17 protein-coding genes, 1 other RNA gene and 1 pseudogene are annotated in these 19427 nt (G+C 70.2%); 14 read left to right on the forward strand and 5 right to left on the reverse strand.

Annotated elements, in window-relative coordinates; all coding sequences use genetic code 11:
• Positions 1–79 precede the first annotated feature (79 nt).
• Entirely contained in the window at positions 80–715 is a 636-nt protein-coding gene (raiA, locus tag AB0877_RS19675) for a ribosome-associated translation inhibitor RaiA (RefSeq protein ID WP_366610449.1), read from the forward strand.
• Positions 716–769: 54 nt separating this feature from the next.
• Here the strand turns inward: raiA and AB0877_RS19680 are convergent, their stop codons facing one another.
• On the reverse strand, positions 770–1876 hold the full coding sequence (locus tag AB0877_RS19680) for a GNAT family N-acetyltransferase (RefSeq protein ID WP_366610626.1): 1107 nt from the start codon (positions 1874–1876) through the stop codon (positions 770–772).
• Positions 1877–1878: 2 nt separating this feature from the next.
• Positions 1879–3042, reverse strand: a complete 1164-nt coding sequence (locus AB0877_RS19685) for a GNAT family N-acetyltransferase (RefSeq protein ID WP_366610450.1) — start codon at positions 3040–3042, stop codon at positions 1879–1881.
• Between the two features lie 168 nt (positions 3043–3210).
• Between AB0877_RS19685 and secA the strand changes: the two genes are divergently transcribed.
• Entirely contained in the window at positions 3211–6138 is a 2928-nt protein-coding gene (secA, locus tag AB0877_RS19690) for a preprotein translocase subunit SecA (RefSeq protein WP_366610451.1), read from the forward strand.
• Positions 6139–6242: 104 nt separating this feature from the next.
• Here the strand turns inward: secA and AB0877_RS19695 are convergent, their stop codons facing one another.
• Positions 6243–6833: an Rv3235 family protein gene (locus AB0877_RS19695; RefSeq protein ID WP_366610452.1), complete on the reverse strand. Its 591-nt coding sequence runs from the start codon at positions 6831–6833 to the stop codon at positions 6243–6245.
• A 289-nt stretch (positions 6834–7122) separates the two neighbouring features.
• The gene (locus AB0877_RS19700; RefSeq protein ID WP_030490852.1) at positions 7123–7350 is read right to left on the reverse strand and encodes a helix-turn-helix domain-containing protein; all 228 of its coding nucleotides are present in this window, start codon (positions 7348–7350) and stop codon (positions 7123–7125) included.
• Positions 7351–7566: 216 nt separating this feature from the next.
• Between AB0877_RS19700 and AB0877_RS19705 the strand changes: the two genes are divergently transcribed.
• Positions 7567–8076 carry a hypothetical protein gene (locus tag AB0877_RS19705; protein WP_366610454.1) on the forward strand — a complete coding sequence of 170 codons (510 nt, stop codon included), beginning with the start codon at positions 7567–7569 and terminating at the stop codon, positions 8074–8076.
• A gap of 195 nt (positions 8077–8271) precedes the next feature.
• Positions 8272–9122 (forward strand): annotated as a pseudogene (locus AB0877_RS19710) (IS5 family transposase).
• Between the two features lie 17 nt (positions 9123–9139).
• Here AB0877_RS19710 and AB0877_RS19715 read toward each other — a convergent pair.
• On the reverse strand, positions 9140–10267 hold the full coding sequence (locus AB0877_RS19715) for a hypothetical protein (RefSeq protein WP_366610456.1): 1128 nt from the start codon (positions 10265–10267) through the stop codon (positions 9140–9142).
• Between the two features lie 292 nt (positions 10268–10559).
• Here AB0877_RS19715 and pruA point away from each other — a divergent pair, with 292 nt between their 5' ends.
• From pruA to AB0877_RS19765, 10 genes are all read left to right on the forward strand, one after another.
• Complete coding sequence (gene pruA, locus AB0877_RS19720; protein WP_366610457.1) at positions 10560–12188, forward strand: L-glutamate gamma-semialdehyde dehydrogenase; 1629 nt, start codon at positions 10560–10562, stop codon at positions 12186–12188.
• Between the two features lie 175 nt (positions 12189–12363).
• The gene (locus tag AB0877_RS19725) at positions 12364–12879 is read left to right on the forward strand and encodes a PadR family transcriptional regulator (protein WP_091393967.1); all 516 of its coding nucleotides are present in this window, start codon (positions 12364–12366) and stop codon (positions 12877–12879) included.
• Between the two features lie 64 nt (positions 12880–12943).
• On the forward strand, positions 12944–14065 hold the full coding sequence (prfB, locus tag AB0877_RS19730) for a peptide chain release factor 2 (RefSeq protein WP_366610458.1): 1122 nt from the start codon (positions 12944–12946) through the stop codon (positions 14063–14065).
• Between the two features lie 118 nt (positions 14066–14183).
• Positions 14184–14864 (forward strand): cell division ATP-binding protein FtsE, encoded by a 681-nt coding sequence (gene ftsE, locus AB0877_RS19735; RefSeq protein ID WP_030331491.1) that lies wholly within the window; start codon positions 14184–14186, stop codon positions 14862–14864.
• A gap of 67 nt (positions 14865–14931) precedes the next feature.
• Complete coding sequence (gene ftsX / locus AB0877_RS19740; protein ID WP_366610459.1) at positions 14932–15807, forward strand: permease-like cell division protein FtsX; 876 nt, start codon at positions 14932–14934, stop codon at positions 15805–15807.
• Between the two features lie 218 nt (positions 15808–16025).
• Positions 16026–16505, forward strand: coding sequence for an SsrA-binding protein SmpB (smpB, locus tag AB0877_RS19745; protein ID WP_357690599.1), 480 nt, complete (start codon positions 16026–16028; stop codon positions 16503–16505).
• A 104-nt stretch (positions 16506–16609) separates the two neighbouring features.
• Positions 16610–16985, forward strand: a transfer-messenger RNA (tmRNA) gene (ssrA, locus tag AB0877_RS19750).
• 69 nt (positions 16986–17054) lie between these two features.
• Positions 17055–17732, forward strand: coding sequence for a hypothetical protein (locus AB0877_RS19755; RefSeq protein WP_366610461.1), 678 nt, complete (start codon positions 17055–17057; stop codon positions 17730–17732).
• Between the two features lie 159 nt (positions 17733–17891).
• Positions 17892–18416, forward strand: coding sequence for a hypothetical protein (locus AB0877_RS19760; RefSeq protein WP_366610462.1), 525 nt, complete (start codon positions 17892–17894; stop codon positions 18414–18416).
• Positions 18417–18460: 44 nt separating this feature from the next.
• Positions 18461–19414 (forward strand): hypothetical protein, encoded by a 954-nt coding sequence (locus AB0877_RS19765; RefSeq protein ID WP_366610464.1) that lies wholly within the window; start codon positions 18461–18463, stop codon positions 19412–19414.
• Positions 19415–19427: the final 13 nt, after the last annotated feature.

Consider the following 19427-nt stretch of genomic DNA (forward strand, 5'->3'; position numbering starts at 1 on the left):
ACCGGTCGACGCCAGCGGGTCTCCCCACGGCGCGCGGCCGGGCAACCGGATCGAAGACCGTCCGAACAAGGGAGGTCACGTGGACATCGTGGTCAAGGGCCGGAACGTCGAAGTGCCGGACCATTACCGGGTACACGTAGCCGAGAAACTCGCGAAGATCGAACGCTACGACCACAAACTTATTCGCGTTGATGTCGAGCTGTTTCACGAGCGCAATCCGCGCCAAGCCGACCACTGCCAGCGGGTGGAGATCACCTGCGTTTCCCGGGGCCCGGTGATTCGGGCCGAAGCCTGCACCAACGACTTCTACAGCGCGCTCGACGCGGCCATCGCGAAGCTCGACACCCGGCTGCGCCGCGCGGCCGACCGTCGCCGCGTACACCGGGGGCGGCACGCGCCGATCTCCGTCGCCGAGGCGACAGCGGGCCTGCCGGTCGCGGACCTGGTGCCCAACGCGCTGAGCGCGCCGAGCGACGGCGCCCGCGCCGGCACCGCCGTCGCCGAGCGGGTCGAAGAGGAGCAGGACGACCAGCCGTGGCACATCGCCCGGGAGAAGGTCCACCCGGCTGAGCCGATGACCATCGACGACGCATTGTTCGAGATGGAACTGGTCGGCCACGACTTCTACCTTTTCCAGGACAAGGAGTCCGGCCGCCCCAGCGTCGTCTACCGACGCCACGCGTACGACTACGGCATCATCTCCCTCGCCACCTGACCGGCAGCTCGTGGGGTTGTGGTGGGACTCCCCATCACAACCCCACGGTACCGGTCAGCGAAGGTCGGCGGGCAGCAACCCGAAGGTCAGGTCGTCCAGGCGGGCACCGGCCAGTCCGGGCAGTCGGCCGCGCTGCACTGCCTCGCGCCGAAAACCGACCCGCTCCAGCACCCGGTGCGACGCGGTGTTGTCCGGCACCGTGCCGGCCGACAGCCGGGCGATACCGGCCGAGCCGAACGCCCAGCCCGCGAGCAACCGGACTGCCCGGGTCGCGTACCCCCGGCCGCGCCAGTCCGGCAGCAACGCGTAGCCGACCGACGCCTCGCCGGCGGCCACGTCGGTGTACGACAAGCCGCAACTGCCCACGGGCTCGCCGCTGGCCACGTCAGTGATCATCAGCCTGGCGATCTCGCCGGTCAGCCAGCCGCTCTGCGCGAGACGACAGCGCCGCTCGATCGCCTCGCGGGTCGGCGGCACCGGCGGCGCCTGGTTCGCCACCACCTCGGGTCGGCTGTGCAACCGGTACATCAGCGCCGCGTCGTCCGGCGCGAGCGGGCGCAGCGCCACCACCTGGTCGGTGAGCACCCCGCCGGGCAGGTCGGGCAGCAGCCGGGCGGCCGGGCCGGGCGGATCACCGGCGAGGCGTACCCAGGCCAGCAGATCGTGCCGGCCCGCGTCGCGGGAGGCACCGGCCGACCGGCGCAGACCCTCGTACCGGAAGCCGGCGGCCAGCGCGACCCGTTGGCTCGGACCGTTCTCCGGTTCGGTGAGCAGTTCCAGCCGGGCCGCCCCTTCGGCGAACGCGTGCTCGCTCAGCACGCGGGTCGCGGCGGTGGCCAGCCCCCGACCGCGGGCCGCCGGCCGCATCCAGTAGCCGATCTCCAGCTGACCCCGGGCGGGCACCGGATTGTTCAGCCCCACCGCGCCGAGCAGCCGATCGGTCGTGGGGTCCGCGACGGCGTACGCCGTGCCGCCGCCGGTCCAGGCCGCCGGGGCGCCGACGTCGATCCACCAGCGGGCGTCGGCCTCGGTGTACGGCGTCGGGAGGTTCGACACGAACCGCTGGGTCAGCGCATCCGCGCAGCCGTCGACGACGTCGGCGCTGTCCTGCGGGCGGAAGGGACGCAGCCGCACACCGTGCGCCTCGACCACCGGCCGCATGGTCATCCCAGATCCTTCGCGAGCAGCGCCCCGATCCACACGTCCACCCGCTCGCCCCGGTGCTGCACGCCACCCCGGGCGGTCCCCTCGATCACGAAGCCCGCCTTCTCCGCTGCTCGCCGGGAGGCGGTGTTGCCCACGTTCGCCTTCCACTCGATCCGCGCCAGGCCCAACGTGCTGAAGCCCCAGGCGCTGAGCGCGACCAGCGCGGCGGGCAGGTAGCCCCGGCCCCGGACCGCCGGCGCGATCATGAAGCCGGTGTCGGCCACCAGCGGGTCGGTGGGGGACAGCCGCAGGTCGAGCGTCCCCACGTACCGGTCGTCGGCGTCGGCGATCATGAAGCAGGCGGCGTCCCCCCGAGCCCAGGAGTCGCGGCCGTACGCCTGGTAGCCCTCCGCGTCGGCGCGGTCGTACGGGTCCGGCACGGTCGTCCAGCGGATGGTCTCCGGGTCCCGGCAGGTCTGCACCACCGCGTCCAGGTCCTTCTCCTCCATGGGCCGCAGCCGCAGTTCGCCGGCCCCGGTCTCGGCGAACAGAACGGGCTGCGGGCGGCCGAAGACGGCGGCCCGCCGGGCGGCGAGGGTGCCCGGTCCGGCCGGACCGGTCGACCCGGCGGCCGGCACCTCGCCGGGCAGCAGCGAGCCGATCCAGCCGTCCGCGCTGCCGTCCGCGCTGCCGGCCAGCGCCGGGTCGGCCAGCCGCAACCGGCCGTCGATCCGGAAGCCCGCCCGGAGGGCCACCAGCCGGGAGGCGTGGTTGCCCACCTCGGCCTGCCAGATGAGCCGGCGAAGCCCGAGGGTGTCGAAGGACCAGCGGGCCACCGCCCGGGTGGCCCGGACCGTCACGCCTCGACCACGCGCCCACGGCGCCGTCCAATAGCCGATCTCACCGGTACCGTTCCCGTCGATCGAGACGAGCCCGTTGGAGCCCAGCAGCTCCCCGGTGTCTGGGTCGCACACCGCGAACGGTGCTCCGGTGCCCTCGGCCCAGGCCTTCCGGCTCATCTCGGTGACAAATCCGTGAGCGTGTTCCGGCCGGTACGGGCGCGGTACGGTGGTCCAACGCTGAATGTCCGGGTCCTGGCAGGCCCGGTGCACGGCCTCGGCATCCGTCTCCCGCCAGGGCCGCAGCAGCACGCCGTCCTCGATGATCTCCACGAGCTCCACCCGTGCATCCTGCCGTAGCGTTCGCCGACGGCGTAACCGGATAACGTTTGGGGCGTGTGCAGGACGCGAGTTATGTCGGGTTCGGCGGGGTCGAGCACCGCCACCAGTGACCATCGCGCCGATGGAGCGCCTACGATGGGTCGAGACTGTCTAGGGGAGCGTTGATCCGTGTCGATTCTGGAAAAGGTCCTTAACGCGGGCGAGGGCCGCATGGTGCGCCGCCTCAAGGCGATCGCCAATGCCGTCAGCTCGATCGAGGACGACTACATCAACCTCACCGACGAGGAACTGGCCGGCATGACCGAACAGTTCCGAGAGCGGCTCGAGGAGGGTGAGACCCTCGACGACCTGCTGCCGGAGGCGTTCGCGGTGGCCCGAGAGGCGGCTGCGAGGGTGCTCGGCCAGCGCCCGTACGACGTCCAGGTGATGGGCGGCGCGGCGCTGCACTTCGGCAACATCGCCGAGATGAAGACCGGTGAGGGTAAGACGCTGACCTCGGTCATGGCCGTCTACCTCAACGCGCTTTCCGGCAAGGGCGTCCACGTGATCACGGTCAACGACTACCTCGCCCAGCGTGACGCGGCGTGGATGGGCCGGGTGCACGAGTTCCTCGGGCTGACTGTCGGCGTGGTGCTGCCCAACCGGCCGGCGAGTGAGCACAAGGCCGCCTACGAGTGCGACATCACCTACGGCACCAACAACGAGTTCGGCTTCGACTACCTGCGCGACAACATGGCCTGGTCGAAGGAAGAGTTGGTGCAGCGCGGGCACAACTTCGCGGTGGTCGACGAGGTCGACTCCATCCTGATCGACGAGGCCCGCACCCCGCTGATCATCTCCGGCCCGGCCGAGCACTCCGCCCGCTGGTACGGCGAGTTCGCCGGCGTGGTGGCCCGACTCCAGCCCGGCACCGACGGCGAGGGCGACTACGAGGTCGACCACTCCAAGCGCACCATCGCGGTGACCGAACGAGGTGTCGCCAAGGTCGAGGACCGGCTCGGCATCGACAACCTGTACGAGTCGGTGAACACCCCGCTGGTCGGCTACCTCAACAACGCCATCAAGGCCAAGGAGCTCTACAAGCGCGACAAGGACTACATCGTCAGCGACGGTGAGGTCCTGATCGTCGATGAGTTCACCGGTCGCATCCTGCACGGCCGTCGCTACAACGAGGGCATGCACCAGGCGATCGAGGCCAAGGAGGGGGTGGAGATCAAGCAGGAGAACCAGACCCTGGCCACCATCACCCTCCAGAACTACTTCCGCCTCTACGAGAAGCTGTCCGGGATGACCGGTACGGCGCAGACCGAGGCGAGCGAGTTCAACAAGGTCTACAAGGTCGGCGTCGTGACCATCCCGACCCACCGCCCGATGGTTCGCGAGGACCGTCCGGACGTGATCTACAAGACCGAGAAGGCCAAGTTCAACGCCGTCATCGAGGACATCGCCGAGCGGCACCAGCTGGGTCAGCCGGTGCTGGTGGGCACCGTCTCGGTGGAAAACTCCGAGATCCTCTCCCAGCTGCTGCGCCGTCGTGGCATCCCGCACAACGTGTTGAACGCCAAGTTCCACGCCCGGGAGGCCGAGATCGTCGCCCAGGCCGGGCGTAAGGGCGCGGTCACCGTCGCCACCAACATGGCCGGCCGCGGCACCGACATCCTGCTCGGTGGCAACGCCGAGTTCCTCGCCGCGAGCGAGCTGCGCCAGCGCGGCCTCGACCCGCTGGAAAACGAGGAAGAGTACGCCAAGGCGATGGAGGAGGTCCTTCCGACCTGGAAGCAGGCCTGCGACACCGAGGCGGAAGAGGTCTCGGCCGCCGGTGGCCTCTACGTGCTGGGCACCGAGCGGCACGAGTCCCGGCGGATCGACAACCAGCTGCGTGGTCGTGCCGGCCGGCAGGGCGACCCGGGCGAGTCCCGCTTCTACCTGTCCCTTCAGGACGAGCTGATGCGGCGCTTCCGGGCCGGAGCGGTCGAGGCGGTGATGGAGCGCTTCAACATCCCGGAGGACGTGCCCATCGAGTCGAAGATGGTCACCCGGCAGATCAAGAGCGCCCAGGCCCAGATCGAGGGTCAGAACGCCGAGATCCGCAAGAACGTGCTCAAGTACGACGAGGTGCTCAACAAGCAGCGCCAGGTCGTCTACGCCGAGCGGCTCCGGGTGCTCAACGGTGAAGACCTCTCCGACCAGGTCCGCAACATGATCGACGAGACCGTCGAGGCGTACGTGCGGGGCGCCACCTCTGACGGCTACGGCGAAGACTGGGACCTTGAGCAGCTCTGGTCCAGCCTCAAGCAGCTCTACCCGGTCGGCGTGACGATCGAGGAGTTGGAAGAGGAAGCCGGTGGCTCCCGGGCCGGCATGGACGCCGACTTCCTGGTCGCCCGCCTCAAGGACGACGCCAACGCCGCGTACGACCGGCGTGAGGAGCAGCTCGGCACCGAGGGTGTGCGCCAGCTCGAGCGGATGGTGCTGCTCCAGGTCATCGACCGCAAGTGGCGCGAGCACCTCTACGAGATGGACTACCTCCAGGAGGGCATCAACCTCCGGGCGTACGCCCAGCGCGACCCGGTGGTGGAATACCAGCGCGAGGGCTTCGACATGTTCGCCAGCATGATGGACGGCATCAAGGAGGAGACCGTCGGTTTCCTCTACAACATCGACGTCCAGGTGACCGAACCGGAGCCGGAGGAGGGGGCCGACGAGGTCACCCTGCTCGACAAGCCGGTGGAGATCCGGGCCAAGGGCCTCAACCAGGCGCCGCGGCGGCAGGGCCTGCAATACTCCGCGCCCACCATCGACGGTGAGGCCAGCCCGGGCGCGGTCGCCGTGGAGCAGGCCGAGCAGCAGGCACCGGCGCTCGGTGTGGGCCGACCGGCTCCGGGTGCTCCGGCGGCACCGGGGCGGAGCGCGCCGTCCGCGCCGCAGCGGCCGGCATCCGGGCTGCGTGGCCCGGCTGTTCCGTCGGCTGCTGCCCGTCGGCCGGCACCGAACCAGGCGGAGGCCAGCAACGGCCCGTCCCGCAACGCGCCGTGCCCGTGTGGCTCGGGCCGCAAGTACAAGCGCTGCCACGGCGCGCCCAACGGCGGCAACTGACCAACAGCAGCTGCACCGACAGCGTCTGACCGACGGGTCCCGGCCGACCAGGCCGGGGCCCGTCGGTGTCTTGTGAGCCTCGCCACCGACCGGGGCAGGTTGGGTCAGAGCACGTGCAGGGCGACGCAGAGCCAGCGGCCCCGCCGATGTTCGAGGCGCAGGGCCATCGCCCAGCTGCGGCCGGCCGCGCCGGTGAGGACGGCTGCCGCCTCCACTGCGGCCTCCCGCGGCTCGCAGACCCGCAGGCGTAGCAGTCGGACCAGCGGTCGGCCGCTCCGGCGGCGCGATGTCCCGGCCCGGCCGGACGCGCGGGCGAGCTCGGTCAGCAGGTCGCCCGCCCGGGCCGGGTCGAGCAGCGCTCGCACCTGGGTCGGCGAACGGTAGCCGTTGACCACCTCCAGGCAGGTGCCGACGAAGCGGTGCGCGGCCCGGGTGGTTTCCGGTGCGGTCGACGGCGGCAACGACGCGATCGGGTGGGTGGTGGACCGGTCGGGCACCGGGCGCAGGGCTGCTCGCCGCTCCGCCGGCCGGACCGGGCTGGGCCGGCTGGAGGCGAAGAGGTCGAGGGCGAGCTGACCATCGGTCGGCCCCGGCCAGTACGACCCGTCGCTCTCGTCCAGGTAGGGCGGGTCGAAGGGCGGAACGGGGCGTAGCCGCACTGGTGGTCGGGAAGGACCGGGTCGCGCTCCGCTCATCTTGGCCCCTTTTGATCTTGCGTTTGCCTACGTTTGCCTCCGACAAGCTTGATTCTGAGCGGCGGAGTGGCCCCGGTCAATGGCTCCACGCTGACTTCGGCCCAACAAAGGGCATGATCCACTCGGGTTCCGTGACAACGCGGTGTCCGAGCGGCCCCAACGCCCCGACTTCCGCGAAACCGAGTCGATCATGCCCGCAGCGGGCGCAGCGGGCGCAGCGGGCGCAGCGGGCGCAGCGGGCTCCAGCGGGGCTCGGCGCGCGGGATGGACGGGTGGGCCAGGGGCTCTGCTACTCGGGGTCGCGGTCGACGAGTGGGTTGCTCTGCACCCAGTCTGCCGTCTCGTCGTATTTGCGGGCTATGTACTCCTCCAGCCGAGCGCGCTCGACGCGCCACTGGCCTCGCCCGCCGATCTTGATCGCCGGCAGTTCACCGCTGCGCACCATGTGGTAGACCTGCGAATCCGACACGTTGAGCTCGGCGGCCACGTCGGAGAGCAGCAGGAACCTGGGCTCCACAGAGACTCCCGGGGTTGATGTCGTTTGGCTCAGTTTGCCACCGACAGACCCCGCCGCCCAGCGCCGCACCGGTTCGGTGGCGGATCAACCCGCGCGGGACACACCGGTTGGAAACTTCCTCCGGCCGGAGGCGGGGTGTATGACGGTCACGGCGTGCGGCATGATCTGCGCCCGTGCCGGCGGCCGCCGGTGGAGGACGATGCGGGGAGACGACCGGTGACCGACGAGCTTGTCCGGGTGTACGTGCCGGCGACCGTACCGATGCTGGCCCGCCTTCGCGAGGAGGGGCTGGCCGCCGACGAGGCGCACGCCGTGACTCCGGCGCTTCGCGAGTGGTACGCCGAGGGCGACGAGGAGGAGTTGGAGTACGTCGCCTTCACCCGTGCGGCCCAGGATGCCCTGCACCTGCTTCGGGCTGATCCGACCGCTCCCCGCCGTCGGGTCGTCGTCTCGGTCGACCTGCCGTCGGCTGCGGTCGGGCGCGGCGACGGTGAGCTGGGCTCCAGCTCGGTGACGTTGACCGACGCCGTGCCGGTGCGTGCCGTCGCGGCCATCCACGTGGACGGCGCGGACGCGGCCGAGGAGGTCGGTGCGGCTGCCGACGTGGTGGCCGAGGCGGCGGCTGGTGACCCGGACGCCCAGTTCACCGTCGACAGCGCCGAAGATCACGAGCTGGAGTGGTACGACGTGACCGAGCTGGACCAGCTTCTCCGCGCCACCGACTGACCGGGTACCCCAGCCCAGACGGCCCGAGCTGCCCCCCGGCCCTCGATCATGCAGTTGTGGTGGTGGACACAAGCCGCAAAAGCGGGTGAACCGCCCACCACAACTCCATGATCGACCGGGGAGGAGGGCTGCGACCGGGGAAGAAACGGCCTAGGCAGTGTCTTCAAAGGATCTTGGTGTCGGATGATGTAGCGCGTGGGTCGTCGCTACGAGTTGTCTGACGTCGAGTGGGAAACGCTGTCGAGGTATCTGCCGTCGGCGGTGACTGGTGGTCGGCCGCGTGCCGATGACCGGCGGGTCCTCAACGGGATCGTGTGGAAGATCCGGGCCGGGGCGGCGTGGCGGGACGTGCCTTCCCGCTACGGTTCGTGGCAGTCGATCTATACCCGTTTCCGCAGGTGGGCCCTTGATGGCACGTTCGAGCGGATGCTCGCCGGGGTCCAGGCCGACGCGGACGCCGCCGGGGACATCGACTGGCTGGTCTCGGTCGACTCGACGATCGTGCGGGCCCACCAGCATGCCGCTGGCGCTAAAGGGGGCGCCGAGAAACGGACGAACCACAAGATCACGCCCTCGGTCGAAGTCGAGGTGGACTGACCACCAAGATTCACCTCGCCTGCGACGGCCTGGGTCGGACACTGGCGTTCGTGCTCACCGGCGGCAACGTCAACGACTGCACCCGCTTCACCCACGTCATGGCCGCCATCCGGGTCGAGCGGTCGGGACCCGGCCGACCTCGGGTCCGCCCAGACCATGTCATCGCCGACAAGGGCTACAGCTCGAAGGCCATCCGCGATTGCCTGCGCCGACGCGGCATCGGACACACGATCCCTGAGCGCGCCGACCAGCAGGCCAACCGCCACCGACGCGGTAGCCGTGGCGGCAGGCCACCGGTGTTCGACAAGCAGCTCTACAAACAGCGCAACGTCGTCGAACGGTGCTTCAACCGGCTCAAGCAGTGCCGCAGCGTCGCGACCCGCTACGACAAGACCGCAACGTCGTTCCAGGCCACCGTCACCATCGCCGCGCTACTTCAATGGTTGTGAACCTTTGAAGACACGGCCTAGCGCGCCGGGTCTGCCTTTGCCGGGTCGGCGTCGGCGTCGGGCGTTTCCGGTGCGTCGAAGGTCTCGGCTGGGTCGGCGTCGAACGCCGTGGCGTAGCCCGGCTTGTCGTCCGCCGGGTCGGCCTGGTCCGCGACGCGGTTCGGGGCGGGCTCGTCGTCGTCGCTGTGGGCGGGGCCGAGCGTGCGGCCGAACGCGATGAGCGCGGTCAGCGCCCCCACGAAGAGCACCCAGATGCCGTTGTCGACCCGCGAGGTGCCCAGCGAGGTCTGGGCTACCGCGTCCGCCTCACTGAGCGCGCTGGCGAGGTCGAGCAGCGACCGGCCGCCGACCCTGATGATCACCTCGGCCAGCAGCAGGAGGAGCCCCGGGCCGGCGCCGGCCAACAGGTAGGCCGGCCAGCGCAGCGTCGGTGCCTCGGGGTCGCGGCGGACGGCTCGACGCCGCGCCCAGGTCAGGTAGCCGAAGGCCAGGAGCCCGGCGAGCAGCCCGGCGACGAGCGATTCGGTACGGGACACCCACTTGGCTGCGTTGATCAGCGACTCCTGGCTGTCGCCGGAGCTGAAGAGGTCGAACAGCGGGTCCCGGGCGCGGCTGAACGCGACCACGAAGATCAGCGTGCCCAGCGCGGCGGTGACCACGGCACCGATCGCCGGGGCGTTCCGCGCGCCGGCCAGCGCGCCGCCGATGATCGCCGCGGCCGCCGTGGTGCCCGCGATCACGTTGGTGGTGGACGTGTCGAAGTAGGTCAGGTTGATGGCCACCGCGGCGGCGAGCCCGACCAGCATGCCGCCGCCGATCGCACCGGCGAAGCGCAGGGTGGCCCAGTCGCCGTACCGGCGGGCCAGCAGGTTGCCGGCGGCCAGCGCGACGGCCGCCCCGGCCACCAGCGCGGCCGAGATCACGCCGGGCAGGGCGAACGCGGAGAGACTGATCGCGGTGACTCCGGCCGCCGCCGAGGTGATGGCCTCCCGGGTGGACCAGAGCATGGCGGCCAGCCAGCCGAGCGCCAGCAGCGCGAGCACTGCGGCGCCGGGGGCGGGCAGCGGCCGACTGCCCGCGCTGGCCGCGTCGACCGCCGGCTCGTCCGACTCGGCGGCCGGGACGCGGCCGGGCTGCTTGGTCATCGTCTCCCCTTCGAGGCGGCAGGTCACCGGCCATTCAGGGTACGCGGGCCCGCTGGGCTGCCTGTCGCCCCGGGACGGTGGGACGGATCGAGGCCGGTCGGTAAGGAGAGGAGGGGTGGGGCGGTCCTTGGCTCAGGGCGGTGGCGGAAGTGGGTCGCGTGGCCCGCCGTGGGAGAATCAGGGGAGGTCCCGCCGCTGCTCGGCCCTCCCGTGCGGCGTCCGGTGTCCGGCCATCCGGTCGGTGCCTGCGGGTCCGGTTTCGCCACTGCTGTCGAGATCGCCAGGAGCCTTGATGGATGCCGTGTTCTCCGTTCCCGAGCCGCGCAACGAGCCGGTTCGTAACTACGAGCCGGGCAGCCCCGACCGGGACCGGCTCCAACGGCGGCTGACCGAGCTCGCTGCCGAGCGCATCGACCTGCCGATGACCATCGGCGGTGAGCAGCGGATGGCCGGCGGTGACCCGATCAACGTGGTGCAGCCGCACAAGCACGCCCACGTGCTGGGGGTGACCGGGCACGCCACCCACGACGACGCGCGCGCCGCGACCAGGGCGGCCAAGGACGCCGCGCCGATGTGGCGGGCGCTGCCCTTCGAGGAGCGCGCCGCGATCTTCCTGCGCGCCGCCGAGCTGCTGGCCGGCCCCTGGCGGGACACGCTCAACGCCGCCACCATGCTCGGTCAGTCGAAGACCGCGATCCAGGCGGAGATCGACGCGGCGTGCGAGTTCATCGACTTCCTGCGGTTCAACGTGCACTTCGCGCGTCGCCTGATCGAGGAGCAGCCGGCATCGTCGCCCGGCGTCTGGAACCGCTTCGACCACCGCCCGCTGGAGGGCTTCGTCTACGCGGTGACCCCGTTCAACTTCACCGCCATCGCCGGCAACCTGCCGTCGGCGCCGGCCCTGCTGGGCAACACCGTGGTCTGGAAGCCGGGCCCGACCCAGCAGTTCGCCGCGCACTTCACGATGCGGCTGTTCGAGGCCGCCGGCCTGCCGCCCGGCGTGATCAACATGGTCACCGGCCGGGGCGAGGAGGTCTCGGACGTCGTGCTCGCCGACCCGGATCTGGCGGGCATCCACTTCACCGGTTCGACGAAGGTCTTCCAGCAGCTGTGGCGGACCGTGGGCGACAACATCTCGCGTTACCGGGGCTACCCACGCCTGGTCGGCGAGACCGGCGGCAAGGACTTCGTCGTCGCGCACACCAGCGCCGACGTGGACGCGCTGCACACCGCGCTGATCCGTGGCGCGTACGAGTACCAGGGTCAGAAGTGCTCGGCGGCCTCGCGGGCGTACGTGCCGCGCTCGATCTGGGAGGGTGGGCTGCGGGACCGGCTGGCCGCCACCGCCGACTCGCTGACCTACGGTGACGTGGCCGACTTCGGCAACTTCGGCGGCGCGGTCATCGACGACAAGGCGTTTGCCCGGCACACCGCCGCGCTGGAGCTGATCGCCGGTGACGACAGCTGCCGGGTGCTGGCCGGTGGCACGGCCGACGACTCGGTCGGCTACTTCGTGCGACCGACGCTCTTCGAGTGCGGCGACGCCGCTCACGAGACCTTCACCACGGAGTACTTCGGCCCGATCCTGGGCGTGCACGTGTTCGACGACGCCCGCTTCGACGAGGTCGTCGCGCAGGCGGAGTCGATCGCCCCGTACGCGCTGACCGGATCGGTGTTCGCCACCGACCGCCGGGTCGTCGAGTCGGTCGGTGAGCGGATGCGGTACGCGGCCGGCAACTTCTACATCAACGACAAGCCGACCGGCGCGGTGGTCGGGCAGCAGCCCTTCGGTGGCGCCCGCGCCAGCGGCACCAACGACAAGGCCGGCTCCTGGCTGAACCTGGTCCGCTGGGTCTCCCCGCGGACGATCAAGGAGACCTTCGTGCCGCCGACCGACCACACGTACCCCCACATGGGCTGACCGGCGACGACCGCCGGCGGCGCGTGGGCGCCGCCGGCGGGATGGCCGGAATGTGGCAATCCATCGATAGTCCTCAACGGACAGTCTGCCGCCGACAGTGCACTTAGGAAGTCCTGTCGGGTGGCAAACCGGCAAATCCTGGACGCCGGGTGCGCAAAGTGGCAGCGTAGTGGCCATGGCGGATTCCGGAGTCAACCCTACGGCGGCGGCCCTGCTCGGCCTCCTCCACGAGGGCCCGATGACAGGCGGTCAGTTGATGGCCGCCGCTGAGCGCCGATTGGCGCCGTACTGGTCGATGACCCGCAGTCAGGTGTACCGCGAGTTGCCGGTGCTGGCTGAGCGGGGTTTCGTGCGGCTCGGCAAGCCGGGCCCGCGGATGAGCCAGCCCTACGCACTCACCGCCAGCGGAAAACGGACGTTTTCCCGCTGGCTCGCGGAGAACCCGGGGCGGGACACCATCCGCAACCCGATAGCGCTCCGGATGGCGTTCGGCAACCTGCACTCCGCCAGCCAGCTCAAGGGCCTGTACGCCTCGGCCAACGAATACCACACCGAGGCCCTCGCCCAGGTCCGGGAGCAGGTGAAGAACGCCAAACGGGACGGCGAGACGTACGACGCCAGCGCGCTGGAGTTCGCCGTCGCCTACCACCGCGCGGCCCTGTCGTGGTTGAAGTCCGCCCCCGTCGGGTGACGAACAGCGGGTTCACGCCCAGGCGACGAGCTGCACCCCCTGCGGCACAGTACCCTTGTCTGTCGTGACCGCTGCCGATTACGCCGAACAGCTCAAGGAACTCGACGCGACCCTGCGAAACATCGAGGCCGTCCTCAACCTCGACCGGCTCCACGAGGACAAGGCTCGCTTGGAGCAGGAGGCCTCCGCCCCCGATCTGTGGGACGACCAGGCCAAGGCCCAGCAGGTGACCTCGCAGCTGTCGTACGTCAACGGCGAGATCAGCAAGTTGGGCAGCCTGCGCTCCGGCCTCGACGACGCCCAGGTGCTGCTGGAACTGGCCGAGGCCGAGGCCGACCCGGGTGTGCTGACCGAGGTCGAGTCGGAGATCACCGGGCTGACCAAGGCCATCCAGGAGATGGAGGTCCGCACCCTGCTCTCCGGCGAGTACGACTCCCGGGAGGCGCTGGTCGCCATCCGGGCCGGCGCGGGCGGTGTGGACGCCGCGGACTTCGCCGAGATGCTGCTGCGGATGTACCTGCGCTGGGCGGAGCGGCACGGCTACCCCACCGAGGTCTACGAGACGTCGTACGCCGAGGAGGCGGGCCTGAAGTCGGCCACCTTCGCGGTCAAGGTGCCGTACGCGTACGGCACGCTCAGCGTCGAGTCGGGCACGCACCGTCTGGTCCGGATCAGCCCGTTCGACAACCAGGGGCGTCGGCAGACCAGCTTCGCGGGCGTCGAGGTTCTGCCGGTCACCGAGCAGACCGACCACATCGACATCCCCGAGAACGAGGTTCGGGTCGATGTCTACCGTTCCTCCGGGCCGGGTGGGCAGAGCGTCAACACCACCGACTCGGCGGTGCGCCTGACGCACATCCCGACCGGCATCGTGGTGACCTGCCAGAACGAGAAGTCCCAGTTGCAGAACAAGGCCTCCGCCCTGCGGGTGCTCCAGGCCCGGCTCCTGGAGCGCAAGCGCCAGGAGGAGGAAGAGAAGATGGCCGGCCTGAAGAGCGGCGGCACGAGCTCGTGGGGCGACCAGATGCGCTCCTACGTCCTGCACCCGTATCAGATGGTGAAGGATCTCCGAACCGAGCAGGAGACCGGCAATCCGAGCGGGGTCTTCGACGGCGACCTCGACGATTTCATCGAGGCCGGCATCCGTTGGCGTAAGCAGCGTCAACTTGCCGACGACGCTGCGTGACGGCTCGCGGGCGGAGCGCGTCATCGATCTCCAGGTAGAGGCCTGATTCGACGACGCGCGCTGGATCTGTGGGGCGTGGGGCTTGGCTCAGTTGTTACACCGCGTAGACTCACCACCCGTGATTCAGCTTGAGCAAGTGACGAAGACGTACCCGAAGGCGTCCCGGCCTTCGCTCGACAACGTGTCCGTCTCGATCGAGAAGGGCGAGTTCGTCTTCTTCATCGGTCCATCCGGCTCCGGCAAGTCCACGATCATCAAGATGCTGCTGCACGAGGTGGCCCCCAACAAGGGGCGCGTCGTCGTCAACGGCAAGGACGTCACGTCGATGCGCTCCTGGAAGCGACCCCACTTCCGGCGCTCGATCGGCTGCGTCTTCCAGGACTTCCGGTTGCTGCCCAACCGCACCGCCTACGAGAACGTGGCGTTCGCTCTCGAGGTGATCGGCAAGACGAAGGCGGTCGCCCGCCGGGTCGTGCCGGAGGTGCTGGAGCTGGTCGGGCTCGGTGGCAAGGAGCACCGCTACCCGCACGAGCTCTCCGGTGGTGAGCAGCAGCGGGTCGCCGTCGCCCGGGCGTTCGTGAACCGTCCGCTGATCCTGCTGGCGGACGAGCCCACCGGAAACCTGGACCCGGACACCTCGATCGAGATCATGCGCCTGCTGGACCGGATCAACCGCACCGGCACGACCGTCGTGATGGTCACCCACGACTCCAACATCGTGAACCAGATGCGCCGCCGCGTCGTTGAGATTGAGAGCGGTCGCATCGTGCGTGACCAGGCCCGCGGCGTCTACGGGTGAGCCGGCGCTCCACCCCTGCGCAGCCTGACGACGAACACCTCATGCCGGAGACCCGGAGGAAATCCCGATGCGCGTGAAATACGTCCTGTCCGAGGTACTGGTCGGACTGTGGCGCAACGTGACCATGTCCATCGCGATGATCATCACGATGGCGGTCTCGCTGACCATGCTCGGCGCCAGCGGTCTCATGTACCGCCAGGTCGACGACATGAAGGACCTCTACTACAAGAACATCGAAGTCTCGATCTTCTTGACCCAGGAGGTGACCGAGCAGGAGCGCACCGAACTCCAGACCAAGCTCGACAGTGACCCCCTGGTCAAGGACGTCCTCTACGTCAACAAGGACGAGGCGTACAAGCGCTTCAAGGAGATGTACCAGGACGCGCCGGACCTGGTGAACGCGGTCAAGCCGGACCAGTTGCCCGAGGCGTTCCGGCTCAAGCTGAACAACCCGGAGCAGTACAAGAACGTCTACGACCAGTACAAGGACACCGCGGGTGTCGAGGAGATCATCGACCAGAGTCGACTGCTCGACAAGATCTTCAACATCCTCACCTCGATCCAGAACATCGCGCTGGCTGCCGCCGTCGTGATGGCGATCGCCGCCCTGCTGCTGGTCGCGAACACCATTCAGGTGGCCGCGTACAGCAAGCGGCGTGAGGTGGCGGTCATGAAGCTGGTCGGCGCGTCCAACTGGTTCATCCAGGCGCCGTTCGTGCTGGAGGCGGTGGTGGCCGGCCTGATCGGCTCACTGCTCGGTCTGGTGGCCCTGGTCGCGGCGAAGTATCTGCTCTTCGACGGGTCGTTGAGCGCGTTGCAGGGTCTGCTCTCGCCGATCACCTGGGGCGACATCCTGTTCATCTTCCCGCTGATGGCCGGCGTCGGTGGTCTGGTCAGCGCGGGTACCGCCTGGATCACCCTGCGGTTCTACCTGCGGGTCTAGGCACCGTACGGGTCGTCCCGTGGTCTCCCAAGGACCCTCCCGCAGCCGGAAATAAACGGCGCGGGAGGGTCCTTGTGATTGAGGCTCATTCGGGCGGTCCTCACGATGGCACGACCTGCCTGACGGCCAGAGCCCGAATAAGCCTCATTCGGGTAGCATGATCGGTTGTCCGGCCGGGCTGAGCCCGGCCGCGGACGCCAGGAGAGGGGGTGGCACCGATGCCACGGGAAAAGGGGCGCAAGGTGGTCGCCTCCAACAAGAAGGCGCGTCACGACTACGCCATCCTCGACACGTACGAGGCGGGCATGGCGCTGACCGGCACCGAGGTCAAGTCTCTGCGGGCTGGTCGGGCGTCACTCGTGGACGCGTTCGCGCAGGAACGTGACGGCGAGTTGTACCTGCACGCGATGCACATCCCGGAGTACACCCAGGGCACCTGGACCAACCATGAGCCCCGGCGTACCCGCAAGCTGCTGCTCAACCGGGTCGAGATCGACAAGCTCGTCGGCAAGACCCGCGAGGGTGGCTTCACCATCGTCCCGTTGCAGGTCTACTTCTCCGACGGCTGGGCGAAGGTCGAGATCGCCCTGGCCAAGGGTAAGAAGTCGTACGACAAGCGTCAGGACCTCGCCAAGCGGGACGCGGACCGGGAGATCGCCCGGGTGTCCGGTCGACGCGGCAAGGGCATGGACGACTAGTTCGTCCCGTTTGTCCGGGTCGGCTCGTCGGCCCGGGGCTCGGGATGAAAGCCGTTGCGGCAGGCGTTAGTCTTGTCAGTGCCACCACATCGGTGGCCTGTCGAGGGGGTGACTGGTTTCGACTTCGTACGCAGCGACAGGGGAAGCGAGCCGAGGAAGCCGACGTCGTCTCGAGAATCGGTCGTCGGAAACTTATAAGCGCCAAGCACCAACGCGCTGACTTCGCTCTCGCCGCCTGAGGCGAGTAGTTGAGTCTGTCGGCCTGGGAACGCCTTCGTCCCAGTAGCCGGCATCAGCTAGGAGGCTGGCCAATCGGACCCGGTCGCGGGGTCCGTGCGGCGAGATTAATCAGCGACTGGGCCCGTCACACCAACTTGCTCGCGTGAGCGGTGGGGCCGAGTAGAGGCATAGCGAGCTGCGCTCGGAGAAGCCCTGACAAACCGGCGAAGGACCCGGGTTCGATTCCCGGCACCTCCACCACCTCGAACGAAGCGCCCCGGCCCAACAGCCGGGGCGCTTTCGTGTGGAGCGGGTCTTACGCTGCCCCCTGTGACCAACCAGGAGTTGCGCCTGTCGGTCGGCGCGTCGCCCGGCCAGCGCGTCGTGGCGGTGGTGTTCGGTGTCCTGCTGGCGGCGGTGGGCGCGGCGTTCGTGGCACTGCCCCTCGTCGCCGATGGGCTGCTGCGCCGGCTGACCGGCCCGGGTGACCCCTTCGCCTCCTATGAGGAGGCTCGCGACCTTCCTCCGGGGTTGCTGCCGCCCGCGCTGCGCGACTCCGCCGACCCGAACCAGTCCGGTCCGAGCCCGCTCATCGGCCTCTGCGGCCTGCCCTTCGTCCTGCTCGGCCTCTATCTGGTGCTGCGGGTGCTCCGTACGGCCGCCTGGTTGGACGGCAGCCGTGCTCGGGTACGCGGCGCGCTGCGCACCCGCACCGTCGACCTCGCCACCGCGCGGATCGAGTCCGGCGCGGTGTCGTACCGCGAGGCGGACGACGACGGCCCGACCTCCGGGCGGCAGGTGCGGGCCGTCCTCGCGACCGACCGGGGGAGCGCACGCGGGGTCACCATCCCCCTGCGCGGCATGGGCCTGCCCGTCTTGCCGCCGTCCGAGCTGCGGGCGCTTGCCGACGCCATCACGACACATCGGCCAGGCGACGAGTGGGCCGGCGAGGCGCACGCCGTGGCCGACCACCTGCGCCGGCTGGCAGAGCGCCCGTCGGCCGACTGAGGCGCTCGTACGCCCCGGCAGGCCGGTGTGGGGGCTGGAGACCACTACAGCGGGGCTGGTGGGGTCAGCGGGGTCAACGGGGCAGATGAGACGAGCCGGGGCCCTGGACAGGGCGGGCCGGGCAGCCTCACCATCGCGGTATGGGGTAGCAGAGCCGCCGTGCGGGAGGTGCCAATGGTCACCGGTCCGGTCCAGCAGCCGTCAGTCGTCGCCCACGCGCGCGTCGCACATCCGGCGGGGCTTCCCGCCGATCCTCATGCCCTCGGTCTGCCCGGCATGCCGCGCCCGGCCGGCCTCGCCGGTGACGTGCATGCCCTCGGCCGGGCCGTCGCCGTCGCGAGCACCGAGCCGCGCTGGCGCGAGGAAATTCTCCTTCGGCTGCGTCCGGTGCGCCACGGCTTCGCCGAGCACGTCCGGGTCACCGAAGGTCCCACCGGCCTCTACCGGGAGTTGCTCAGCCAGTCGCCCCGGCTGGACCACGGGGTGCGGCTGCTGACCCGGGAGCACGTGGCGATCGTCGCCGCGATCCTGGCTGTTCAGCAGATCGCCGAGCGGCCCGAGACGCGCCCCGATGAGCTGCGGCACCGGGCCGGGCACCTGCTGCGGCGGTTGGCCCGGCACCGGCGGCGCGGCGCCGACCTGCTCTGGGAGGCGTACCAGACGGATCTGGGTGGCGAGACCTGACTCAGGTCGGGAACCGGCCGGTCGGCGGGGGCGTCGAACCGTTCATGAATCGGCTCGCCCTGCTGCTCGTACCCCCGCTGTTGCTTCTGGTGGGTTGTGCCGCGACCGACGCCGGTCCGGTCGGCGGCCCGCCCGGCCGCACGGACGCGGCGGAGGCGTTCGACCGGCGGGCCGCTCAGGTCGCCGAGGCGTGGCGGCCCGGCGTCGAGTGGCGCACGGGTTACGTGCCGTTGGAGGGGCCGACCCTGCTCACCGGTGACCCGGGCTTCACCCCCGAGACCGAGGCGGCGTTCCGGGCCGGGTGGTACCGCGAGCAGGTCGGCATACCGCCCACCCGGGTCGGCGGCGAGATCCGGTTTCCGGACGGACGGTTGACGCTGCCGTTGGTCAGTGCCGCCGAGGCGTACCGGCAGCTCGACCAGGGTGATCCGCTGCCCTGCCCGGGGCGGCCGAAGCGGCCCGGACGGCCCACCCCCGGCGGCCCCACGGTCGAACCGGGGCCCGACGGGTGGGTCACGAGCAGCACGCAGACCGCCTGCCTCCCGCTCACCGTCACCGCTGTCACGTTGGGCGCCGTGCCGGTGCGGACGAGTCGTGGAGTGGCGCAGGTCCCGGCCTGGCTGTTCACCATCAAGGAGCTGACCACGCCGGTGGTCCGGCTCGCCGTCGCGCCGACGGCGGTCACCCCGGTGCCCGAGCCGACCACGCCGGCCCCGCCGCTGCCGGACGGGTTGGTGGCGGCCCAGAACCTGGGCGCCGTCGACGGCGCCCGGTTGACAGTGCGCCTCGGCGTCGGCGCGTGCGACACCGGGATCACGCCGTTGGTGTGGGAACGGCCGGACGTCGTGGTGGTCGGTGGCGGCGTCACCCGGGCCACCGGCGAATGCATCGACCTGCTGAAGGTGGAGCCGGTGACCGTGACCCTGGCGACACCGCTGGGCAGCCGACCGGTGCTGGACGTCTCCACCGGTGCCCCGCTGTCGATCGGACCGCGCTGACCCGGCTCATCGG

The sequence above is a fragment of the Micromonospora sp. NPDC047644 genome (assembly GCF_040704315.1).
Taxonomy (GTDB): Bacteria; Actinomycetota; Actinomycetes; order Mycobacteriales; family Micromonosporaceae; genus Micromonospora.

Coding starts and splice junctions, on each gene's coding strand:
- AB0877_RS19680 (WP_366610626.1), bottom strand. CDS start 1,876: ATGCGGCCGGTGGTCGAGGCGCACGGTGTGCGGCTGCGTCCCTTCCGC.
- AB0877_RS19695 (WP_366610452.1), bottom strand. CDS start 6,833: ATGAGCGGAGCGCGACCCGGTCCTTCCCGACCACCAGTGCGGCTACGC.
- AB0877_RS19715 (WP_366610456.1), bottom strand. CDS start 10,267: ATGACCAAGCAGCCCGGCCGCGTCCCGGCCGCCGAGTCGGACGAGCCG.
- pruA (WP_366610457.1), top strand. CDS start 10,560: ATGGATGCCGTGTTCTCCGTTCCCGAGCCGCGCAACGAGCCGGTTCGT.
- AB0877_RS19725 (WP_091393967.1), top strand. CDS start 12,364: ATGGCGGATTCCGGAGTCAACCCTACGGCGGCGGCCCTGCTCGGCCTC.
- ftsX (WP_366610459.1), top strand. CDS start 14,932: ATGCGCGTGAAATACGTCCTGTCCGAGGTACTGGTCGGACTGTGGCGC.
- smpB (WP_357690599.1), top strand. CDS start 16,026: ATGCCACGGGAAAAGGGGCGCAAGGTGGTCGCCTCCAACAAGAAGGCG.
- AB0877_RS19765 (WP_366610464.1), top strand. CDS start 18,461: ATGAATCGGCTCGCCCTGCTGCTCGTACCCCCGCTGTTGCTTCTGGTG.